This window comes from Jiangella rhizosphaerae (assembly GCF_003579925.1).
In the GTDB taxonomy this organism is placed as follows: domain Bacteria; phylum Actinomycetota; class Actinomycetes; order Jiangellales; family Jiangellaceae; genus Jiangella; species Jiangella rhizosphaerae.
This window is the reverse complement of the sequence record NZ_QUAL01000054.1, coordinates 1-17964: the sequence shown is the minus strand read 5'-3', so window position 1 is coordinate 17964 and position 17964 is coordinate 1. Positions and strand designations below refer to the sequence as shown.

Genomic DNA, 17964 nt, shown 5'->3' with positions numbered 1-17964 from the left:
CGGGCCGATCGCGTGATCATCGACAGCCACTGCCACGCGTGGCGGCGCTGGCCGTACGACGCCCGCGTCCCCGACCCCGGCCACCGGGGTTCGGTGGAGGCACTGCTCTACGAGATGGACGGCAACGGCGTCGACCGGGCCGCCGTCGTCTGCGCCCGCATCGGCGCCGACGCCGGCCCGGACTTCGCCAACGACGACAACAACGACTACGTGGCCGCGGCCGCCCACCGGTACCCCGACCGGCTGGTGGCCGTGGCCGACGTCGACGGCTCGTGGCGGCCGGAGCACCATCGCCCCGGCGCCGCGGGCCGGTTGTGCGACGCCGCCGAGCGGTACGGGCTGACGGCGTTCACGCACTACGTCCGCGACGAGAACGACGGGTGGTTCCGCACCGACGAGGGGCGTGAGTTCTTCGCCACCGCCGCGGAGCTGGGCCTGGTGGCGTCGCTCTCGTTGTCGCCGGCGTGGTTCGCCGACCTGCGCACGATCGCCGCGGCGCACCCCGCACTGCCGCTGCTGATCCACCACCAGGGCCTGGTCCGCCTGAACGCGCCGAGCTTCGACGACGACCTCGCCGCCCTGCTCGGCCTCGCCGAGCTGCCGAACGTGTATGTCAAGGTCTCCGGCTTCCACTACGTGAGCGCGCCGGCCTGGGACATGCCCTACACCGCGGCCCGCGAGCGGCTGCTCCGCCCGATCGCCGAGGCGTTCGGCGCCGCACGGCTGACCTGGGGCTCGGACTTCCCGGCCGCCCGGCCGCACCTCACCTACACCCAGTCGCTGGCCGTCGTCCGCGACCACACGCCCTGGTGGAGCGCCGCCGAGCGCGCACTCGTCCTGGGCGGAACCCTCGACCGACTCCTCGGAGGCCGCCGACCATGACGACATCCCCCGACCTGACGACGCAGCCGCGGTACCGCCACGCCGCCTACGGCGGTGAGAGCCGGGTCCTGCGCAACGACGCGCTGCGGGTCGACGTGCACCGGCGCACCACCGGCTGGGGCTGGGCCGAGCTCACGGCGCCGGACGGGACCCTGCTCGCCGTCCTGGACCATCTCGGCGAGGTCTGCCTGCGCGACTCCCCCGTCCCGATGCGCCTGGAGGCCGCCGGGATCGCCGCGGCCACGACGCACGAGCTGGCCTTCGACGTCCGCGCGACGGTCGTCGCCGAGGCGCTGCGGGGCACGTCGTTCGACACGTGGATCGGCTCGCCGTTCACCGGGCCGGCGCTGACCGGCCGCGTCACGCTGACCCTGGACCCGGCCGACGCGCGGCTGCGGCTGCACTACGTGCTGGAGTCGCAGCAGGACCTGTACGTGCGCTACCTGCGGGGTCCGTGGCTGCGCGTCGGCGAGGGCTCGTTCGGCGCCGACCGCGACGACGCCATCCTCCCCGGCGTCGAGTGGGCCGTCGGCCGCGAATGGACCAGCGGCACCGACTGGTTCCGCGACCCGTGGGCGATGCGGGTCACGCCGCATCGCACCACCGTCGCCGTCCCGGTCATGGCGGTGTCGAGGGCGGGCACCGCGGTCGCGCTGTCGTGGGAGCCCGACCAGGACTGCACCGGGTGGTTCAGCATGCGGCGCGAGCACCCGCAGCCGGTGTTCGCGGCGCCGAACCTGGTGGAGCGGCGCGACGGCTCGCTGCTCGGGCTGATGCTGCCGGAGGCGCGCGACGGCGCCGGCGACGGCTGGCACGCCGACCCGCCGATGGAGCTGCACCGCGGGCAGCGCATCGAGCTGACGGCGCACGTGTCGGTGGTGACCGGACGCAGCCTGGACGCCGTCACCGACTGGGTGGTCCGCAACGGCCTGCCGGAGCCGCCGGCACCGCGCTGGCCGATCGAGGAGACGCTGCACCGCATCGCCGAGGCGGTGACGACGCGTCTGTGGCACGAGGGCCGCGGCTACGGCACCGCGCAGTCCGAGACGGACACGTTCCGCCGCGAGCCGCGCTTCGCCCGGGCCTACCTCGACCGGTTCCCGGACAGCCCGCACGCCCGGACGATGGCCGAGCAGGTCGCCTCGCTCGCGCCCGAACCGGAGCCCGGCACCGACGCGCTGCTGGCCGAGGGTCGCGAGCTGCTGGCGCACCAGCGCCCGGACGGCTCGTTCGGGTTCGATCCCGAGGGCCGGCACTGGAGGAAGGACGACTTCCTGGTCGCCCGCGACCTCGTCGCGCCGATGGGCCAGCCGGGCGACACCGCGCTCGACCTCAGCATGACGCCGGCGATCCGCCTGTTCGAGCTGGCCGCGCTGACCGGCGAGCAGGAGTTCTCCGCGGCCGCGCGGCGCGCCCTCGACGCCTGCCTCGACCTGCACCGGCCCGAGGGCGGCGACTTCTGGGAGACGCCGCTGCACGCACCGAACCTGCTGGCGGCGGGGCACGCCGCCATCGCGTACGAGCTGGGCTTCGGGCTCTTCGGCGACCCGCGCTATCGGGAGCGGACGGCGCACTGGCTGCGGACGCTGCTGGCATTCACCCACCTGTGGGAGCCGCGGGGCATGCCGATGACGTACAACACCAAGCCCTGCCTGTGCTCGTCGGACTGGTACTTCGCCAATTGGGTCCGCGATCACGTGCAGTGGGAGGTGCTGACGACGTTCGCGCTGGCCGCCGAGCACGGCCTCGACCTCGCGGCCGCCGATCCGCTCGTCGACTGGCGGCGCTACCAGGAGGGCGTCACGTGGGCCGCGGTGCGCTGGCTGCTGGACCACCGCGACGACACCTGGCGCCCGCACAACCTGCCGGCCAGCCTTGACCTGTACCGCGAGGGCCGGTTCGACATGTGCCTGCCCGACACCCACAACGCCACCACCGGCCTCTACGGCGGCATGGCGATCATGCCGGACATCGTCGCGGTGAACCTGCTGGACCTGCTCGGCGACGCGGGGTGATCAGTCCCCGGCGCCGAGCTTGGCCTCGAGCTGCCGGATGGTGTCGGGCAGCGCGGCATGGATCTGCCGCGCCAGCTGCTGGTCGAACCGAGGCGTGGGGACCGACACCGACATCGCGGCGATGGTGGTGCCGCTGGGGTCGTGGATCGGCATCGCGATGCACCGGCAGCCGACCACGTACTCCTCGCGGTCCTCGCCGTACCCCTGCTCGCGGATGCGTTTGAGCTCCGCCCGCAGCTGCGCGGGGTCGGTGATGGTGTTCTCGGTGAAGCGTTGCAGCGTGGCGCCGTCGAGGCGCTCGTCGAGCACGGCGTCGGGCAGCTCGGCCAGCAGGACCTTGCCCAGCCCCGTCGTGTGGGCCGGCAGGCGGTGACCGACGGACGACACCAGCTTCATCGGGTGCGGCGACTCCGAGATCGCGAGATAGACGTTCTCGAGGCCGTCGAGCCGCGACAGCTGCACGGTCTCCTTGGTGACCGCGGTCAGCTCGTCCATGAACGGCTGGGCGATGTCGGCCAGGTGCTGGACGCTGGAGTACGACTGGGCGACCTCCCACAGCCGGAAGCCGAGCTTGAACTCGCGGGTGATCTCGTCGAACTCGACGAAGCCGCGCTGCCGGATGGTCCGCAGCAGCTGGTGGGTGGAGGAGTTGGGCAGTCCGAGGTCGCGGACGATGGCGGCGAAGGTGGCGCCGCGGTGGTCGGCGAGGTACTCGAGAATGGTGAGCACCCGGTCGGCCGACTTCACGGCGGGCGATGCACCCATTTCCTCATGGTTGTGCACGCGACTTCGCATTTGTAGATCGTACTCCTGACGTCACTCCGGAGCGGCCGGCGGCGGCACGGGCGCCACCGGGGTGACCCGCCCCGTCGACGCCGCCGCCAGCATCGCCTCGATGAAGGCGACCGTCGCCGCCGCGGGCCGCCCCGGTGCGTGGTTCGGGCCCCGGCCGGCGACGAGGTCGGCGAAGGACCGCGCGGGCGCACAGGTCGGATAGGGCGGGTGGTGGGCCGCGGGCGTCCGGACGACCGCCGTGCCGTCGGCCCGGCGCAGGACGACGCGGGCGGCGAGCAGGTCCTGCTCGACGCTGCCCTCGGTGCCGATGTAGCGGACGTGGTGCCGGATGCCGTGCTCGCCCCGCCCAGTGGAGGCGACCACCCCGGTACCCCCGCCGGCCAGCCGGAAGGCGGCGACGTCGTCGAGATCGACCTCGAGGCCGTCGTGGTCGGTGAACGCCGTGACGTCCGCGACCTCGCGGCCGGTGGCCCAGCACACCATGCCCATGACGTGGGTGACCTGCGTGTGGGCCTGACCTCCGCCGAGGCTCGCCGAGTACGTCACCGGGTGGACGTCGTCGACGTCGCCGCCCTCGTCACCGGCCTCGGCGGCGGCGAACATGCCGGCGGTGCCCGAGGTGAACTCCGCCACCACCTGGACCAGCTCGCCGATGGCCTCCCGCACCGCCTCGCGCGCGAAGGACGCGGTGTCGGAGTACTGGTAGGTGTAGCCGACGGACAGCTGCAGCCCCGCCTTCTCGGCGGCCGTCACCAGGTCGAAGGCGTCGGCGGCGGTCGTGGTCATGGTCTTCTCGACCAGCACGTGCACGCCCGCGTCGATCGCCGCCCGGGCGAGGGCATGATGCGTCGCGTGCGGCGTGGCGACCACCACGCCGTCCACGCGGCCGCCGCTCAGCACGTCGTCGATGCTCGTGAACACGTCCGGCACGCCGTGCCGCGCGGCCAGCGCCCGCGCCCGCGGCTCCACCGGGTCGCACAGCGCCACCAGCTCCGCACCGTCGTAGCCGGCCAGCGCCGGGATGTGGTGGTTGGCCGACCACCACCCGGTACCGACGACGGCGATCCTGGGCCGCTCCATCAGGCCGTGCCGGGCAGGGCCGGCAGCAGTTCGGCGTCGGGATCGAGCGTGAGCCCGAATCCCGGTGCGTCGTTCGGCGCGATGTGCCCGTCGACCGGCAGCACCTCGCCGCTGAACAGCGGCTCGTGCTGGCCCGTCACCGTCGCGCCGTCGGCGGACAGCACGGGGAACTCCGCGACGTCGCCGTCGGGCCGCGTCACCATGAAGTGGTAGGCCGGCATGCCGCCGACGTGCGGGATGACCCGGACGCCGAAGACCTGGGCCACGGCGGAGATCCGCAGCAGCTCGGTGAGCCCGCCGCACCACGCCGGGTCGGGCTGCACGACGTCGACGCCGGCCTCGCACAGCAGCCGGAAGCCGTTGGCGGTGTACTCGTGCTCGCCGGTCGCGAGCATCATGCCCGGCGGCATCCGGTCGCGCAGCCGGCGCAGGCCGGAGTAGTCGTCGGGCGGCAGCGGCTCCTCGATCCACGCCACCCCGAGGTCGGCGACGGCCGCGGCCAGCCGCGCCGCGTAGTCGACGTCGAGCGACATCCAGCAGTCGTACATGAGCGGGAAGTCGGCGGGCAGCGACTCGCGTGCCTTCGCCGCGATCTCGACGTTGGCCCGGAAGCCGGCCTCGCCCTCGCAGGGCGCGTAGGTCAGCGGCAGCTTGGCGCCGGCGAAGCCCAGCTCGCGTGCGGTCGACGGCTCCGGCCCGGTGGCGTAGACCCGCACGGCGTCGCGGATCTTGCCGCCGAGCAGCGCGTGGACGGGCAGCCCCGCGAGCTTGCCGTGCAGGTCCCAGACGGCGATGTCGACGCCGGAGATCGCGTGCAGCACGATGCCCTTGCGCCCGTAGAGCAGCGTGCTCGAGAACATCCGGTCCCACAGCCTGCTGTGGGCGTAGGCGCTCTCGCCCACCACGAGGTACTCCAGGTGCTGCTCCACGATGGCGGCGGTGGCCAGCCCGCCCGAGGTCGTGGCGTACCCGACCTCGCCGGAGGCGCTCTCGACCTCGACCACGACGGTGCGATTGGCGTTCGGCCCGATGGCGGCGTGCCGGTTGTCGCGGAACTCCGCGTACTTCGTCATCGGGTTGGCCACCTTGCCCTGCAGCCAGTGCGCCGGCCGGTCGTCGCCGGCGGTCTCACCCGCGGGCCGTGTGGTCGTGGCCGCCGGCCGCTGGTCGAAGTACGTCCGGACGGCGACGATGCGATCCCCTGGCACGGTGGTCATGCCGCCATCCTTCGATCGCCGCGCGACGACCGTCAAGGCGATCCGGAGCGGGTGTCCGGACCCGGCCACGGCGCCGCGACGGCCGCGCCCCGTGCCACAGTGGGGCATGCCGGTGCCCGCGCACATCCGCCGCCGCTGCCAGGACCTCCTCGAGCCCGGCGAGCGGATCGGCTACCTCATCCCGGTCACCGCCGTCTGGATCGGCCCGGTGATGTCCGGCATCGAGTGCTACGTTGCGGTCACCGACCGGCGGATCGCCGTGCTCACCGGCGGCCTGCTGCGCCGCAGTGGACCGGCCGAGGTGAACGCGCAGTACCCGCGCACCACGCGACTCGGGCCGGTCGAGTTCGCCCCGACGCCCGCGTTCCGGCTCGGCTCGCGGTCCTACGAGATCGACGACGAGTACGTGGCCGCCGTCCACGCCGCCGACGCCGAGCTGGACGGCCTGCTGCCGGAGGACCCGTTCCCCGACGCGTGAGCGCCGTCAGGCCAGCCGCGCCGTGCGGTAGAAGCCCTCGATGTGGTCGGCCACCAGCGCGGCGGCCCGCTCGCCCTCGCCCGACGCGACGGCGGCCAGCACCGCGCGGTGCTGCTGACGCAGCATGTCGACGGTGGCGTTCCAGTCGGGCAGATCGGCCGCCGCGGCGACGACGTAGCCGTGGATGGCGTCGCGCAGCGAGGCCATGATGGTCGCGACCAGCACGTTGCCCGCCAGCGCGGCCAGCGCCACGTGGAACTCCGCGTCGAGCAGGTGGAACCGCTCGCGCGGCAGCTCGGGGTCGTCCATCGCGTCGAGCAGGTGCCTCGGGGCGGCCAGCTCCTCCGGCTCCGCCCGGCCGGCCGCCTCGCGCACCGCCCACGACTCCAGCAGCACCCGGGTCTGGACGATGTCGCCCATCGGCAGGTGGCTCGTGGCCAGGTGCAGCCGCAGCGTCGCGGTCAGCGGCGACGCGGGTTCGGCGACGATGACGGCGCCCGCGTCGGGGCCGGAGCCGACCGCCGTCCGGACCACACCCATGGCCTCGAGAACCCGGATCGCCTCGCGGACCGATGGCCGGCTCACCCCGAGCTGCCCCGCCAGCGCCCGCTCGCCGGGCAGGCGGTCGCCCAGGCGCAGCCTCCCCGCCGCCAGGTCGGCCTCCACCTGGCGCAGCACGAGCTCATGGGTCCTCACGAGATGGAACCCTACTGATACCTTGTGGTCTGACCACACATGGCTGACGTCCACGGAGCGCTCCATGACCGACCGACAACTCCCCCGCTGGTCCGAGCTCAAGCCGCTGCTGCGCGCGAAACGGCCCACGCTGAACCCGACCGACCGCCGGCTGGCGAACGCGCTGACCATCGCGGACCTGCGCCGCATCGCGCGGATGCGCACGCCGCGGTCGGTCTTCGACTACACCGACGGCGCCGCGGAGGCCGAGATCAGCCTGCGCCGGGCGCGGTCGCTGTTCGCGAACCTGGAGTTCCGGCCGTCGGTGCTGCACGACGTCTCCGACGTCGACACCACGACCACCATGCTGGGGCAGCCGTCGGCGCAGCCGTTCGCGTTCGCGCCCACCGGCTTCACCCGGATGATGCACCACGAGGGCGAGAGCGCGGTCGCGCGGGTCGCCGAGCGGGTCGGCATTCCGTACGCGCTGTCGACGATGGGCACGACCTCCATCGAGGACGTCGCCGCCGCGGCGCCGCGCGCGCGCAAGTGGTTCCAGCTGTACGTGTGGAAGGACCGCTCGGCAGGCGAGGACCTGGTGAAGCGGGCCGCGAACGCCGGGTACGAGGCGCTGATGCTCACCGTCGACGTGCCGGTGGCCGGCGCCCGGCTGCGCGACGTGCGCAACGGCTTCACCATCCCGCCGACGCTCACGGCGAAGACGGTGCTCGACGCCGCCGTGCACCCGGCGTGGTGGATGAACCTGCTCACCACGAAGCCGCTGCAGTTCGCCTCGCTGACGTCCTGGAAGGGCACCATCGCGGAGCTGCTGAACCTGCTCTTCGACCCGACGATGACCATCGACGACCTCGCGTGGCTGCGCTCGATCTGGTCCGGCCCGCTCATCGTCAAGGGCATCCAGACCGTCGAGGACGCCCGGCGGGTGGTCGACGCCGGGGCCGACGCGATCGTGCTGTCCAACCACGGCGGCCGCCAGCTCGACCGCGCGCCGGTGCCGTTGCGCATCCTGCCCGAGGTCGCCGCCGCGGTCGGCGACCGCACGGAGATCTACCTCGACACCGGCATCACCAGCGGCGCGGACATCGTGGCGGCGAAGGCGCTGGGCGCCGACGCCTGCCTGGTCGGCCGCGCCTACCTATACGGCCTGATGGCCGGCGGCGAGCGCGGCGTGGCCCGGGCCGCCGAGATCCTGACCACCGAGGTCCGCCGCACCATGCAGCTGCTCGGTGCCCGTACCGTGGACGAGCTGAACCCCAGCCACGTCCGGCTCCCCTGACCAGCACACCGCACCACTTCACGACGAGGAGACGACATGCAACTGATGCGCATCGGTGACCGGGGCGCGGAGCGACCCGCCGTCCGCGGCGACGACGGCACCGTGTACGACCTGAGCTCGGTCACCGGCGACATCGACGGTGCGTTCCTGGCCGGCGACGGCATCTCGCGGGCCCGCGCGGCGCTGGCCGAGGGCGGCCTGCCGCAGCTGCCGGAGGGCGGCCGCATCGGCGCCCCGATCGCGCGCCCCGGCAAGGTCGTGTGCATCGGGCTGAACTACCGCGACCACGCCGCCGAGACCGGCGCGGCGATCCCGCCGGAGCCGATCATCTTCATGAAGGCGCCGAACACCGTCGTCGGGCCGAACGACACCGTGCTCGTGCCGCGCGGCAGCGTGAAGACCGACTGGGAGGTCGAGCTGGGCGTCGTCATCGGCAAGGAGGCGCGCTACCTGGACTCCCCCGAGTCCGCCCTCGACGTCGTCGCCGGCTACGTCATCTCCAACGACGTCTCCGAGCGGGAGTTCCAGCTCGAGCGCGGCGGGCAGTGGGACAAGGGCAAGTCGTGCGAGACGTTCAACCCGCTCGGCCCGTGGCTGGTGCCGGCCGACGAGGTCGACGACCCCGGCAAGCTGGGGCTGCGGCTGTGGGTGAACGGTGAGCAGCGGCAGGACGGCACCACGGCCGACCTGATCTTCGGCATCGGGCACGTCGTCTGGTACCTGAGCCAGTTCATGGTGCTCGAGCCGGGCGACCTGGTGAACACCGGCACCCCGGCCGGCGTGGCGATGGGCATGCCCGGCCAGCCGTACCTGCGGGCCGGCGACGTCGTGGAGCTGGAGATCGACGGGCTCGGCCGGCAGCGGCAGGTCTTCGCCGACGCCTGACCCGGCTCCTTCCCCGGACACGCGAGGGGCCGGCCGCCCGAACCGGGCGCCGGCCCCTTCCCGCGTCAAAACCCCCGTGCATCTCCGCGGTGATGCGTTGACGAGCCCGTCATCACCCGTGGGCGGACTCGTACTTCGCCAGGATGTCGGACGGGATGCGACCCCGGTCGGACACCTTCAGCCCCTGGTCGCGGGCCCACTCGCGAATGGCCGTCGTGTCGGTGCGGCTGGCCCGCCCGCCGGTGGCCGCGGCACGTCCGCGCCCCCGCCTGGCCGACGCCCGGCGAGCCGAGGCGACGTACGGCGCCAGCGCGTCGCGGAGCTTGCCGGCGTTCTTGGCCGACAGATCGATCTCGTACGAGGCTCCGTCCAAGGCGAAGCTCACGGTCTCGGTGGCTTCACCGCCATCGAGATCGTCGAGCAGAATCACCTGAACCTTTTGCGCCATCGTTGATCCTTCCTGCGGGGGGTGCACTCGAAGTTTTAGTGTGACAAGGCTATTGTTACGCCCCGGAACACTGATTTTCAATTCATGTGCCGCGAGTCGTCCCCGCCGATTTGCGACGCGCTACCCATTCGACGAAGCATCCGCACGTTACCCAGAGTATTCGGCTTGACGCGGTCGAGGTCGAGGAACTCCGCAACGCCTTCGTCAGCCGAGCGCAACAACTGTGCGTAGACGTCGGTGTCTACCGGTGTGCCTTCCACTCGCTCGAATCCGTGCCGAGCGAAGAAGTCGACCTCGAAGGTGAGGCAGAACACCCGCACGACGCCGAGTTCTTCGGCCACCCGGAGCAAACGGGAGAGCAGTGCGTGCCCGACACCGTGCCGGCGCCATTCCGGTGCGACGGCGAGGGTGCGGACCTCGGCCAGATCCTCCCACATGACGTGCAACGCGCCGCAACCGACGACGGTGCCCGGCGCGGCGTCCGAGACCGTTTCGGCCACCCAGAACTCCTGGATGTCCTCATATAGCGTGACGGTCTCTTTCGATAGCAGGATCCGCTGTGCCGCGTATCCGTCGAGCAGGCCGCGGATGTGCCGTACATCGGCGGTACGCGCCCGCCGCACCCGAAAGCGCTGATCCGGCTCGATATCGGCCGGTGGCGTCATTCCGGCTTCACCAGCGGGAACAGGATCGTCTCGCGAATGCCCGAGTCGGTGAGCAGGATCATCAGCCGGTCGATTCCGAGTCCCATGCCACCGGTGGGCGGCATGCCGTATTCGAGGGCGCGCAGGAAGTCCTCGTCCAGTTGCATGGCCTCGGGGTCGCCGGCGGCGGCCTTGAGCGACTGCGCCGTCAGCCGCTCCCGCTGCACCACGGGGTCGACCAGCTCGGAGTAGGCGACACCCATCTCGACACCGCGGATGACGAGGTCCCATGCCTCGGTGAGCCGCGGGTCGTCGCGGTGCGGCCGGGCCAGCGGCCGGACCTCCTCGGGATAGTCGCGGATGAACGTGGGCGTCAGGAAGGTGTGCTCGGCCAGCTTCTCGAACAGCTCGAGGACGATCTCGCCGTGGCCCCACGTCGGGTCCAGCCCGACCTCGTGCTTGTCGGCCAGCTCGCGCAGCCGCTCGACCGGGGTGTCGATGGTGACCTGCTCGCCGACGGCCTGCGAGACGGCCTCGTGCAGGGTGACGTGCTGCCAGGGCGCCTCGAGGTCGATCTCGCCGCCGCGACCGTCGGGCACGACGGTGGCGCCGACGGCCCGCGCCGCGTCGACGACGAGGTCGCGGGTGAGCTCGGCCATGGTGTCGTAGTCGCCGTACGCCGCGTAGGCCTCGAGCATCGTGAACTCGGGACTGTGCGTGGAATCGATACCCTCGTTTCGAAAAATGCGACCGATCTCGTAGACCTTGTCGACGCCGCCGACGATGGCCCGCTTGAGGTACAGCTCCAAGGCGATGCGCAACGTCATCGGAATGTCGAACGCATTCAGGTGCGTCTGGAATGGACGCGCCGCCGCGCCGCCGTGGATCAGCTGCAGAACCGGCGTCTCGACCTCGATGTAGCCGTGCCGATGCAACGTTTCTCGCACCGACCGGGTGACGGTGGCGCGAGTTCGCACCATGGTCCGGGCGGCCGGATTGACGATCAGGTCGACGTAACGCTGCCGGACCCGGGTTTCCTCATTCAAATCCTTGTGCGCCACCGGCAGCGGGCGCAGCGCCTTGGAAAGCATGGTCCAGCGGTCGGCCGTCACCGACAGCTCACCGCGCTTACTGACGATGACCTCGCCCTCGACGCCGACGTGATCGCCGATGTCGACCAGGTGCTTCCACGACGCCAGGCGCTCCTCGCCGACGCGGTCGAGCGAGAGCATGACCTGCAGTTCGGTGCCATCGCCCTCGCGCAGCCGGGCGAAGCAGAGTTTGCCGGTGTTGCGCAGGAAGATCACCCGGCCGGCGACAGAGGCGCGGTCGCCGGTTTCGGTACCGGGCGGCAAGTCCGGATAAGCCGCCCGGAGCGCCGCGAAGGTGTGGCTGCGCGGGAATCCGAGGCGATACGGCGGCTCACCCGAGGCCAGCAACTCCGCGCGCTTCTCGCGCCGGATGCGCATCTGCTCGGGCAAATCCTGATCGTCGCTCGGCGGCAGTTCACTCATGGGGGACAAGCCTAGGTGCGTCGTGCCGGCCGATCGTGGGCAGGTGGCGAAATGGTTGCCGCCGATACCGCGGAACTGCCACGCTGAGTGAGGAGGTGAGGTCGATGAACACAGTGGAAGTCGTCGACCGTGGCGCCCGCGAGATCGTCGTGTTCCTCTCCGGCGAGGTCGGCACCGATCCCGATGACGCCTTCGGCCCGGCCATCGACGAGGTCGACCGCCTGGAGCAGCTGAACGCCCTCGACCACGTGGTCGTCGACATGCACCGCGTCACCGGCATGACCGACGCGGCCATCGAGTTCCTGCGCCAGCTGTCGTCGCGCGGCCGGTCGGCGGGGTTCGAGGTGTCCTTCGCCGCCGTCAGCGGGCCGGCGCACCGGGCCATCGAGGCGAACGGCTGGTCGTTCGTCGAGCACAGCCCGCCCGAGGCCGGCTGACGCACCGTCAGCGGTCGTAGAAGCCCTGCCGCCAGCTCGGGTGGTCCGGCTTCCAGCCGAGCTCCCGCTTGGCCTTGGCGTTGGACGAGCCGCGCAGCGTCGTCATGAACGTGACGCCGAAGTCGCCGATGAGCGGCTTGGCCAGCCACGCCGGGATCCGCCGCGGCGGCTTCGCGCCGAGCGCCGCCGCCAGCGCCGTGATGACCTCCGCGGCCGGCGCGGGGTCGTCGTCGACGATGTTGTAGACGCCCGGCGCGCCGCCCTCGATGGCCGCCAGCGTGGCCCGCGCGGCGTCGTCGATGTGGATGACCGACCACACCGCCGTGCCGCCGCCGACGATCGGGAAGCGCCGCTTGCGCAGCAGGCCGGGGACCTCGTCGCCGGTCAGGCCGGTGCCGCGGCCGTAGAAGCCGCCGTAGCGCAGCGCCAGCCCGTCGATGCCGGGCGTCGTCGTCGTGACGCGCTCCACGTACTGGATGGCCCTGAGCGACTCCCGGCATGCGGCCGGCGGGTTCGCCTCGAGCGGGTCGTCCTCGGTCTTCACTGGCCCGCCGCTGCGGGCGTTGGGCCAGCCGGTGAAGCTCTGCGCGACGAACCGCGTCGCCCCGGCGGCCAGGGCCGCGGCCATCAGGTGGTCGGTGCCCTCGGTGCGCAGCCGGTTGGTGACGGCGAACCCCCGGTCGAACTTCCGCATGTCGCCCATCCCGGCACTGAGCGCGGTCTGCTGGTGGACGACGACGTCCGGCCGGGCGGCACGGACCGCGGCCATGACGCTCCCGGCGTCCAGACCGTCCATGACCACGCCCTCGACGCCGGCGGCGCGCAGCTCGGCGACCTTGGACTCGGAGCGGGTGGTACCGGTCACCTCGTGCCCGGCCCGGACCAGCAGCGGAACCAGTGACCGACCCAGGGCGCCGGTGGCGCCGGCCAGGAAGACTCGCATGTCCTTCTCCTCTTCTCGTGTGCTGCCCCCTCCGACGAAGACACTCGCCGTCCTGTGACAGGATCGGTGCCGTGACCGATCTGGCGGTCGCCCACGACGACCTGCGGCCGCTGATGTTCTCGGTGGCCTACCGCATGCTGGGCAGCGTCAGTGAGGCCGAGGACGTCGTGCAGGAGGCGTTCCTGCGCATGCACCGCGCGTCCGAGGCGGGCACCCGGGCGGACAATCCCGAGGCGTACGCCACCACCATCACCACCCGGCTGGCCATCGACGCGCTGCGCTCGGCCCGGCACCGGCGCGAGCAGTACGTCGGGCCGTGGCTGCCGGAGCCGCTGCTGGCCACCGACGACGACCCCGCCCACCGGGTGGAGGAGACCGAGACGCTGTCGACGGCGTTCCTCGTGGTGCTCGAGACGCTCTCGCCGGTGGAGCGGGCGGTGTTCCTGCTGCGCGAGGTGTTCGGCTACGGCTACGACGAGATCGCCACGATCGTCGAGCGCAGCGAGGCCAACTGCCGGCAGCTGCTGGCCCGCGCCCGCAAGCACATCGAGCAGCGGCGGCCCCGGTTCGAGACGTCCCGCGAGCGCCGCGACGCGCTGGCCCGCACGTTCCTCGCCGCCGTGCAGGACGGCGACGTCGCCGCGCTGGAGCACCTGCTCGCCGAGGACGTCGTCTTCCACGGCGACGGCGGCGGTAAGACCGCCGCGGTGCGCAAGCCGCTGATCGGCGCGCTGCAGGTGGCCCGGTTCCTGGCCAACCTGGGCCGCACCGGCGCGCAGCTGGGTGTCGTCATGGAGCCGGTGACGGTGAACGGCCAGCCCGGCGCCCGCGTCAGCGGGCCCGACGGCGCCGTGCTGGGCGTCCTGTCGGTGACCATCGCCGACGGCCGGGTCGTCGGCGTGCACAACCAGATCAACCCGGACAAGCTGCACCACCTGGGCGAGGTCGGCGACCTCAACGCGCTGGTGAGCGGGCGCGGCGCCTCTTAGGCCGGATGGTTGCGGTCGAACACCAGCCGCAGTCCCATCAGCGTCAGCCACGGCTCGTGGTGCTGGATCGTGACCGACTCGTCCAGCACCAGCGGCGCCAGCCCGCCCGTCCCGATGACCGTGACGCCGTCGAGCCCCACCCCGAGCTCCGCCGCCATGCGGGTGACGACGCCGTCGACCTGGGCGCTGAAGCCGTACAGTGCGCCGGACTGCAGCGCCTCGACCGTGTTCTTCGCGATGACCGACCGCGGCCGCACCAGCTCGACCCGGCGCAGCTGGGCCGCGGCGTTGCGCAGCGCCTCCAGCGACACGTCGATGCCGGGGGCGATCGCGCCGCCGATGTACTCGCCGCGCGCCGACACCACGTCGAACGTCGTGGCGGTGCCGAAGTCGACGATGATGCACGGCCGCCCGGTGCCGAACTTGTGCATGGCGGCCAGCGCGTTGACGATGCGGTCGGTGCCGACCTCGCGCGGGTTGTCCATGAGGATCGGCACGCCGGTCTTGACGCCGGGCTCCACCAGCAGCGACGGCACGTCGGCGTAGTAGCGCTGCGTGAGCCAGCGCATCTCGCGCTGCACCACGGGGACCGTCGAGCAGATGGCGACGCCGTCGACCGGCTCGTCGGTCCCCGCGAACAGCCCGCGCAAGAGCGCCATGAGCTCGTCGGTGGTGCGCGTGGCGACCGTGGCCACGCGCCAGTGGTGCCGCACCTCCAGACCGTCGAGCAGGCCGATGACGGTCTCGGTGTTACCGACGTCGATCGCCAGCAGCATCGCGCGCCTACTCCGTCTCGACGGCGACCACGTCGAGGCCGAGGTCCAGCGCCTGGACGGAGTGCGTCAGGGCGCCGGTGGACAGGTAGTCGACCCCGGTGGCGGCGTACGCGCCGGCCTGCGCCAGCGTCAGCCCGCCGCTGACCTCGAGCCGGGCCCGTCCGTCGACCACCTTCACCGCCTCGAGCACGTCGTCGACGCTGAAGTTGTCGAGCAGCACGAGGTCGGCGCCGGCCTCGACCGCCTCGCGGGCGCCGTTGACGTCGTCGACCTCGATCTCGACCGGGATGCCGGGGTAGGCCCGCCGCACGGCCTGGAACGCCGCGGTGATGCCGCCGGCCGCGGCGATGTGGTTGTCCTTGATCAGCGCCGACTCGGACAGCGTCGAGCGGTGGTTGACCCCGCCGCCGACCCGCACCGCGTACTTCTCCAGCGGGCGCAGCAGCGGCGTGGTCTTGCGGGTGTCGCGGACGGCGGCCGACGTGCCGGCCAGCGCGCCGACCCACGCCCGGGTGGCGGTGGCGATGCCGGACAGCCGGCTGGCGAGGTTCAGCGCGGTGCGCTCGGCCAGCAGCAGCTCGCGCGTACGGCCGTGCACTGTCAGCACCTTCGCGCCGGCCTCGATCTCGGCGCCGTCGGCGGCGTGCCGCTCGATCTCGACGCCGGCGTCGGTGGCTGCGAAGACCGCCTCGGCCACCGGGAGCCCGGCCAGCACGCCCGCCTCACGGGCGCCGAGCACGGCGGCGGCCCGCTGGTCCGCGGGCACCGTCGCGGCGGTGGTGACGTCCTCGCCGCCGCCGAGGTCCTCCTCGAGGGTGGCCCGGACGAGGTCCTCGACGTACCGGGGGTCGAGACCCGCCTCGCTCAGCGCGAGTGTCACGGGCTCGGGCAGACTCATCGTTACTCCCTATGTCTCATCAGTCGGGTCATGCAAAGAGCACGAACCTCTCCAGTCGGCATCCGCCCTGGACCGAGGACTCAGGGGGACCTTCGGCCCCCCATCGCCCGTCGGTTTTGCATAACCCTCCGGGGCTCATATGTCGTCGTGAGCACGCCGTCCGGGTCCACGACGCTGACCAGGTGGCCGCGCCAGCGGGTGTCGTCCCGGTCCGGGAAGTCCTCACGCCAATGACCGCCACGCGTCTCTTCCCGCATGGCGGCATGCCGACCGAGCGTAACGGCCACAGTGTGCAGATTGGTCGTCTCCCACGAATCCGGCGTCATTCCGTCGCCGAGCGGCTCCGCCGCCATGCTCGCCAGCCGGGCCGCGAGCGTCGTCAGCGACGACTCCGAGCGCAGCACGCCGGCGCCGGCCGTCATCGCGGACTGGACGAACGGGCGCGTGTCGGCGTCGAGCAGGCCCACCGGCCCGCTGCGCTCGACCGGGTCGCCGGGGTGCGCGTCGCCCAGCGACGACGCGAGGTCCTCGGCGATGCGGTGGCCCCAGACCAGCCCTTCGAGCAGCGAGTTCGACGCGAGCCGGTTGGCGCCGTGCACGCCGGTGCAGGACACCTCGCCGCACGCGTACAGGCCGGGGACGCTGGTGCGGCCGCGGCGATCGGTGCGCACGCCGCCGCTGGCGTAGTGCTGGGCCGGCGCGACGGGGACGAGGTCGGTGGCGGGGTCGATGCCGTACGAACGGCAGCGCGCGACGATGGTCGGGAACCGCTCCTCCAGGAACGCCGCGCCGAGGTGCCGGGCGTCGAGCCACACGTGTTCCGCGCCGGTCTCGGCCATGGCCGTCATGACGCCCTTGGCGACGACGTCGCGCGGGGCCAGCTCGGCCAGCTCGTGCCGGCCCTTCATGAACCGGCGGCCCTCGACGTCGCGCAGGACGGCGCCCTCGCCGCGGACGGCCTCGGAGATGAGCGGCTGCTGACCCTTCGCCGACCGGCCGAGCCAGAGCACCGTCGGGTGGAACTGGACGAACTCGAGGTCGGCGACCTGCGCGCCGGCCCGCAAGGCCGCCGCGACACCGTCGCCGGTGGCGACCGGCGGGTTGGTGGTGGACGCGTAGACCTGGCCGAGCCCGCCCGTCGCCAGCACGACGGCCCGGCCGAGCGCGGCGCCGACGCCGCTGGTGCTGCCGGCGCCGATGACGTGCAGCACGACGCCGCAGGCGTGGCCGGCGGCGTCGGTGAGGACATCGGTGACCAGCGCATGCTCGACGACCTCGATCTGCGGGTCCTCGCGCACCGCGGCCAGCGCCTCCAGCAGCGCGCGGGAGATCTCCTTGCCGGTCTGGTCGCCGCCGGAGTGGGCGATGCGGTCGCGGTGGTGGCCGCCCTCGCGCGTGAGCGCGATGTCGCCGTTGGGCGTCAGCTCGAACTCCGCACCCAGCTCGACCAGCTCGCGGACCCGCCGGGGCCCCTCGGTGACCAGCGTGCGGACGGCGTCCTCGTCGCACAGGCCGACGCCGGCGACGAGGGTGTCGCGCAGGTGCTGCTCGGGGCTGTCCTCGGGGCCGAGCGCCGCGGCGATGCCGCCCTGCGCCCATGCGGTGGCGCTGTCGGACAGCAGGGTCTTGGTCACCAGCAGGACCCGGCCGGCCTTGCGGGCCTCGAGCGCCGTGGTCAGCCCGGCGATGCCGCTGCCGACCACGACGACGTCGGCGGACACCGTCCAGCCGGGGTCCTCGGTGCGCAGGCGGCGAGGTATGCGTAGTCCCGTCACGCCGCAAGAGCCTACGCCCCGGGCGCGTCAGGGCAGGTCGACGGCGATGTTGTCGATCAGCCGGGTGGAGCCGGCGCGGGCGGCGACGAGCAGCCGGGCCGGGCCGTGCCGCGGGTCGGGTGCGAGGTCGGCAGTGCGCAGCTCCAGATAGTCGACGGCGACGGCGCCGGGCCCGCTCGCCGCGGCCAGCTCGGCCCGCGCCGCGGCGAGGACGGC

Annotated in this window: 19 protein-coding genes; 7 read left to right on the top strand and 12 right to left on the bottom strand. The window is 72.7% G+C overall.

Translation table 11 applies throughout. From position 1 onward, the window contains the following. The first annotated feature begins 12 nt into the window (after positions 1-12). A complete protein-coding gene (locus DY240_RS06760; RefSeq protein ID WP_119659190.1) occupies positions 13-882 on the top strand; it encodes an amidohydrolase family protein in 870 nt (289 codons plus the stop codon). After that, on the top strand, positions 879-2897 hold the full coding sequence (locus tag DY240_RS06755; protein ID WP_119659189.1) for a hypothetical protein: 2019 nt from the start codon (positions 879-881) through the stop codon (positions 2895-2897). The genes DY240_RS06760 and DY240_RS06755 overlap by 4 nt, the downstream gene beginning before the upstream one ends. Here the strand turns inward: DY240_RS06755 and DY240_RS06750 are convergent, their stop codons facing one another. From DY240_RS06750 to rhmD, 3 genes are read right to left on the bottom strand one after another with little or no spacing between them, the layout of a single operon-like run. Next, positions 2898-3662 carry an IclR family transcriptional regulator gene (locus DY240_RS06750; protein ID WP_119659188.1) on the bottom strand — a complete coding sequence of 255 codons (765 nt, stop codon included), beginning with the start codon at positions 3660-3662 and terminating at the stop codon, positions 2898-2900. Between the two features lie 51 nt (positions 3663-3713). Beyond that, positions 3714-4772, bottom strand: a complete 1059-nt coding sequence (locus tag DY240_RS06745; protein ID WP_119659187.1) for a Gfo/Idh/MocA family protein — start codon at positions 4770-4772, stop codon at positions 3714-3716. Continuing rightward, positions 4772-5989: an L-rhamnonate dehydratase gene (rhmD, locus tag DY240_RS06740; protein WP_158602765.1), complete on the bottom strand. Its 1218-nt coding sequence runs from the start codon at positions 5987-5989 to the stop codon at positions 4772-4774. The genes DY240_RS06745 and rhmD overlap by 1 nt, the downstream gene beginning before the upstream one ends. 106 nt (positions 5990-6095) lie before the next feature. Between rhmD and DY240_RS06735 the strand changes: the two genes are divergently transcribed. Beyond that, complete coding sequence (locus DY240_RS06735) at positions 6096-6467, top strand: hypothetical protein (RefSeq protein WP_147375215.1); 372 nt, start codon at positions 6096-6098, stop codon at positions 6465-6467. Between the two features lie 6 nt (positions 6468-6473). Here the strand turns inward: DY240_RS06735 and DY240_RS06730 are convergent, their stop codons facing one another. Then, complete coding sequence (locus DY240_RS06730) at positions 6474-7163, bottom strand: FadR/GntR family transcriptional regulator (protein WP_233552631.1); 690 nt, start codon at positions 7161-7163, stop codon at positions 6474-6476. 64 nt (positions 7164-7227) lie between these two features. Here DY240_RS06730 and DY240_RS06725 point away from each other — a divergent pair, with 64 nt between their 5' ends. Both DY240_RS06725 and DY240_RS06720 read left to right on the top strand, forming a co-directional pair. Next, positions 7228-8439, top strand: a complete 1212-nt coding sequence (locus tag DY240_RS06725) for an alpha-hydroxy acid oxidase (protein ID WP_119659184.1) — start codon at positions 7228-7230, stop codon at positions 8437-8439. 36 nt (positions 8440-8475) lie between these two features. Beyond that, the gene (locus DY240_RS06720) at positions 8476-9324 is read left to right on the top strand and encodes a fumarylacetoacetate hydrolase family protein (protein ID WP_119659183.1); all 849 of its coding nucleotides are present in this window, start codon (positions 8476-8478) and stop codon (positions 9322-9324) included. Between the two features lie 112 nt (positions 9325-9436). Here the strand turns inward: DY240_RS06720 and DY240_RS06715 are convergent, their stop codons facing one another. From DY240_RS06715 to lysS, 3 genes are all read right to left on the bottom strand, one after another. Beyond that, positions 9437-9772, bottom strand: coding sequence for a histone-like nucleoid-structuring protein Lsr2 (locus DY240_RS06715; protein WP_119659182.1), 336 nt, complete (start codon positions 9770-9772; stop codon positions 9437-9439). A 77-nt stretch (positions 9773-9849) separates the two neighbouring features. Further along, positions 9850-10437: an amino-acid N-acetyltransferase gene (locus DY240_RS06710; RefSeq protein WP_119659181.1), complete on the bottom strand. Its 588-nt coding sequence runs from the start codon at positions 10435-10437 to the stop codon at positions 9850-9852. Next, the gene (lysS, locus tag DY240_RS06705; protein WP_407659284.1) at positions 10434-11939 is read right to left on the bottom strand and encodes a lysine--tRNA ligase; all 1506 of its coding nucleotides are present in this window, start codon (positions 11937-11939) and stop codon (positions 10434-10436) included. The genes DY240_RS06710 and lysS overlap by 4 nt, the downstream gene beginning before the upstream one ends. 95 nt (positions 11940-12034) lie before the next feature. Here lysS and DY240_RS06700 point away from each other — a divergent pair, with 95 nt between their 5' ends. After that, positions 12035-12367 (top strand): STAS domain-containing protein, encoded by a 333-nt coding sequence (locus DY240_RS06700; protein ID WP_147375214.1) that lies wholly within the window; start codon positions 12035-12037, stop codon positions 12365-12367. 7 nt (positions 12368-12374) lie between these two features. On the opposite strand, the gene DY240_RS06695 is transcribed toward DY240_RS06700, so the two are convergent. Beyond that, positions 12375-13310, bottom strand: coding sequence for an NAD-dependent epimerase/dehydratase family protein (locus DY240_RS06695; protein WP_119659178.1), 936 nt, complete (start codon positions 13308-13310; stop codon positions 12375-12377). Between the two features lie 71 nt (positions 13311-13381). Here DY240_RS06695 and DY240_RS06690 point away from each other — a divergent pair, with 71 nt between their 5' ends. Continuing rightward, positions 13382-14299, top strand: coding sequence for an RNA polymerase sigma-70 factor (locus DY240_RS06690; RefSeq protein ID WP_199700957.1), 918 nt, complete (start codon positions 13382-13384; stop codon positions 14297-14299). Here the strand turns inward: DY240_RS06690 and DY240_RS06685 are convergent. From DY240_RS06685 to DY240_RS06670, 4 genes are all read right to left on the bottom strand, one after another. Next, on the bottom strand, positions 14296-15075 hold the full coding sequence (locus tag DY240_RS06685; protein WP_119659177.1) for a type III pantothenate kinase: 780 nt from the start codon (positions 15073-15075) through the stop codon (positions 14296-14298). The genes DY240_RS06690 and DY240_RS06685 overlap by 4 nt on opposite strands. Before the next feature lie 7 nt (positions 15076-15082). Beyond that, positions 15083-15973, bottom strand: a complete 891-nt coding sequence (nadC, locus tag DY240_RS06680) for a carboxylating nicotinate-nucleotide diphosphorylase (protein ID WP_119659176.1) — start codon at positions 15971-15973, stop codon at positions 15083-15085. Positions 15974-16053: 80 nt separating this feature from the next. After that, positions 16054-17748 carry an L-aspartate oxidase gene (locus tag DY240_RS06675; protein WP_119659175.1) on the bottom strand — a complete coding sequence of 565 codons (1695 nt, stop codon included), beginning with the start codon at positions 17746-17748 and terminating at the stop codon, positions 16054-16056. A 27-nt stretch (positions 17749-17775) separates the two neighbouring features. After that, on the bottom strand, positions 17776-17964 hold a 189-nt coding region (locus tag DY240_RS06670), incomplete at its 5' end, for a pantoate--beta-alanine ligase (protein WP_199700952.1).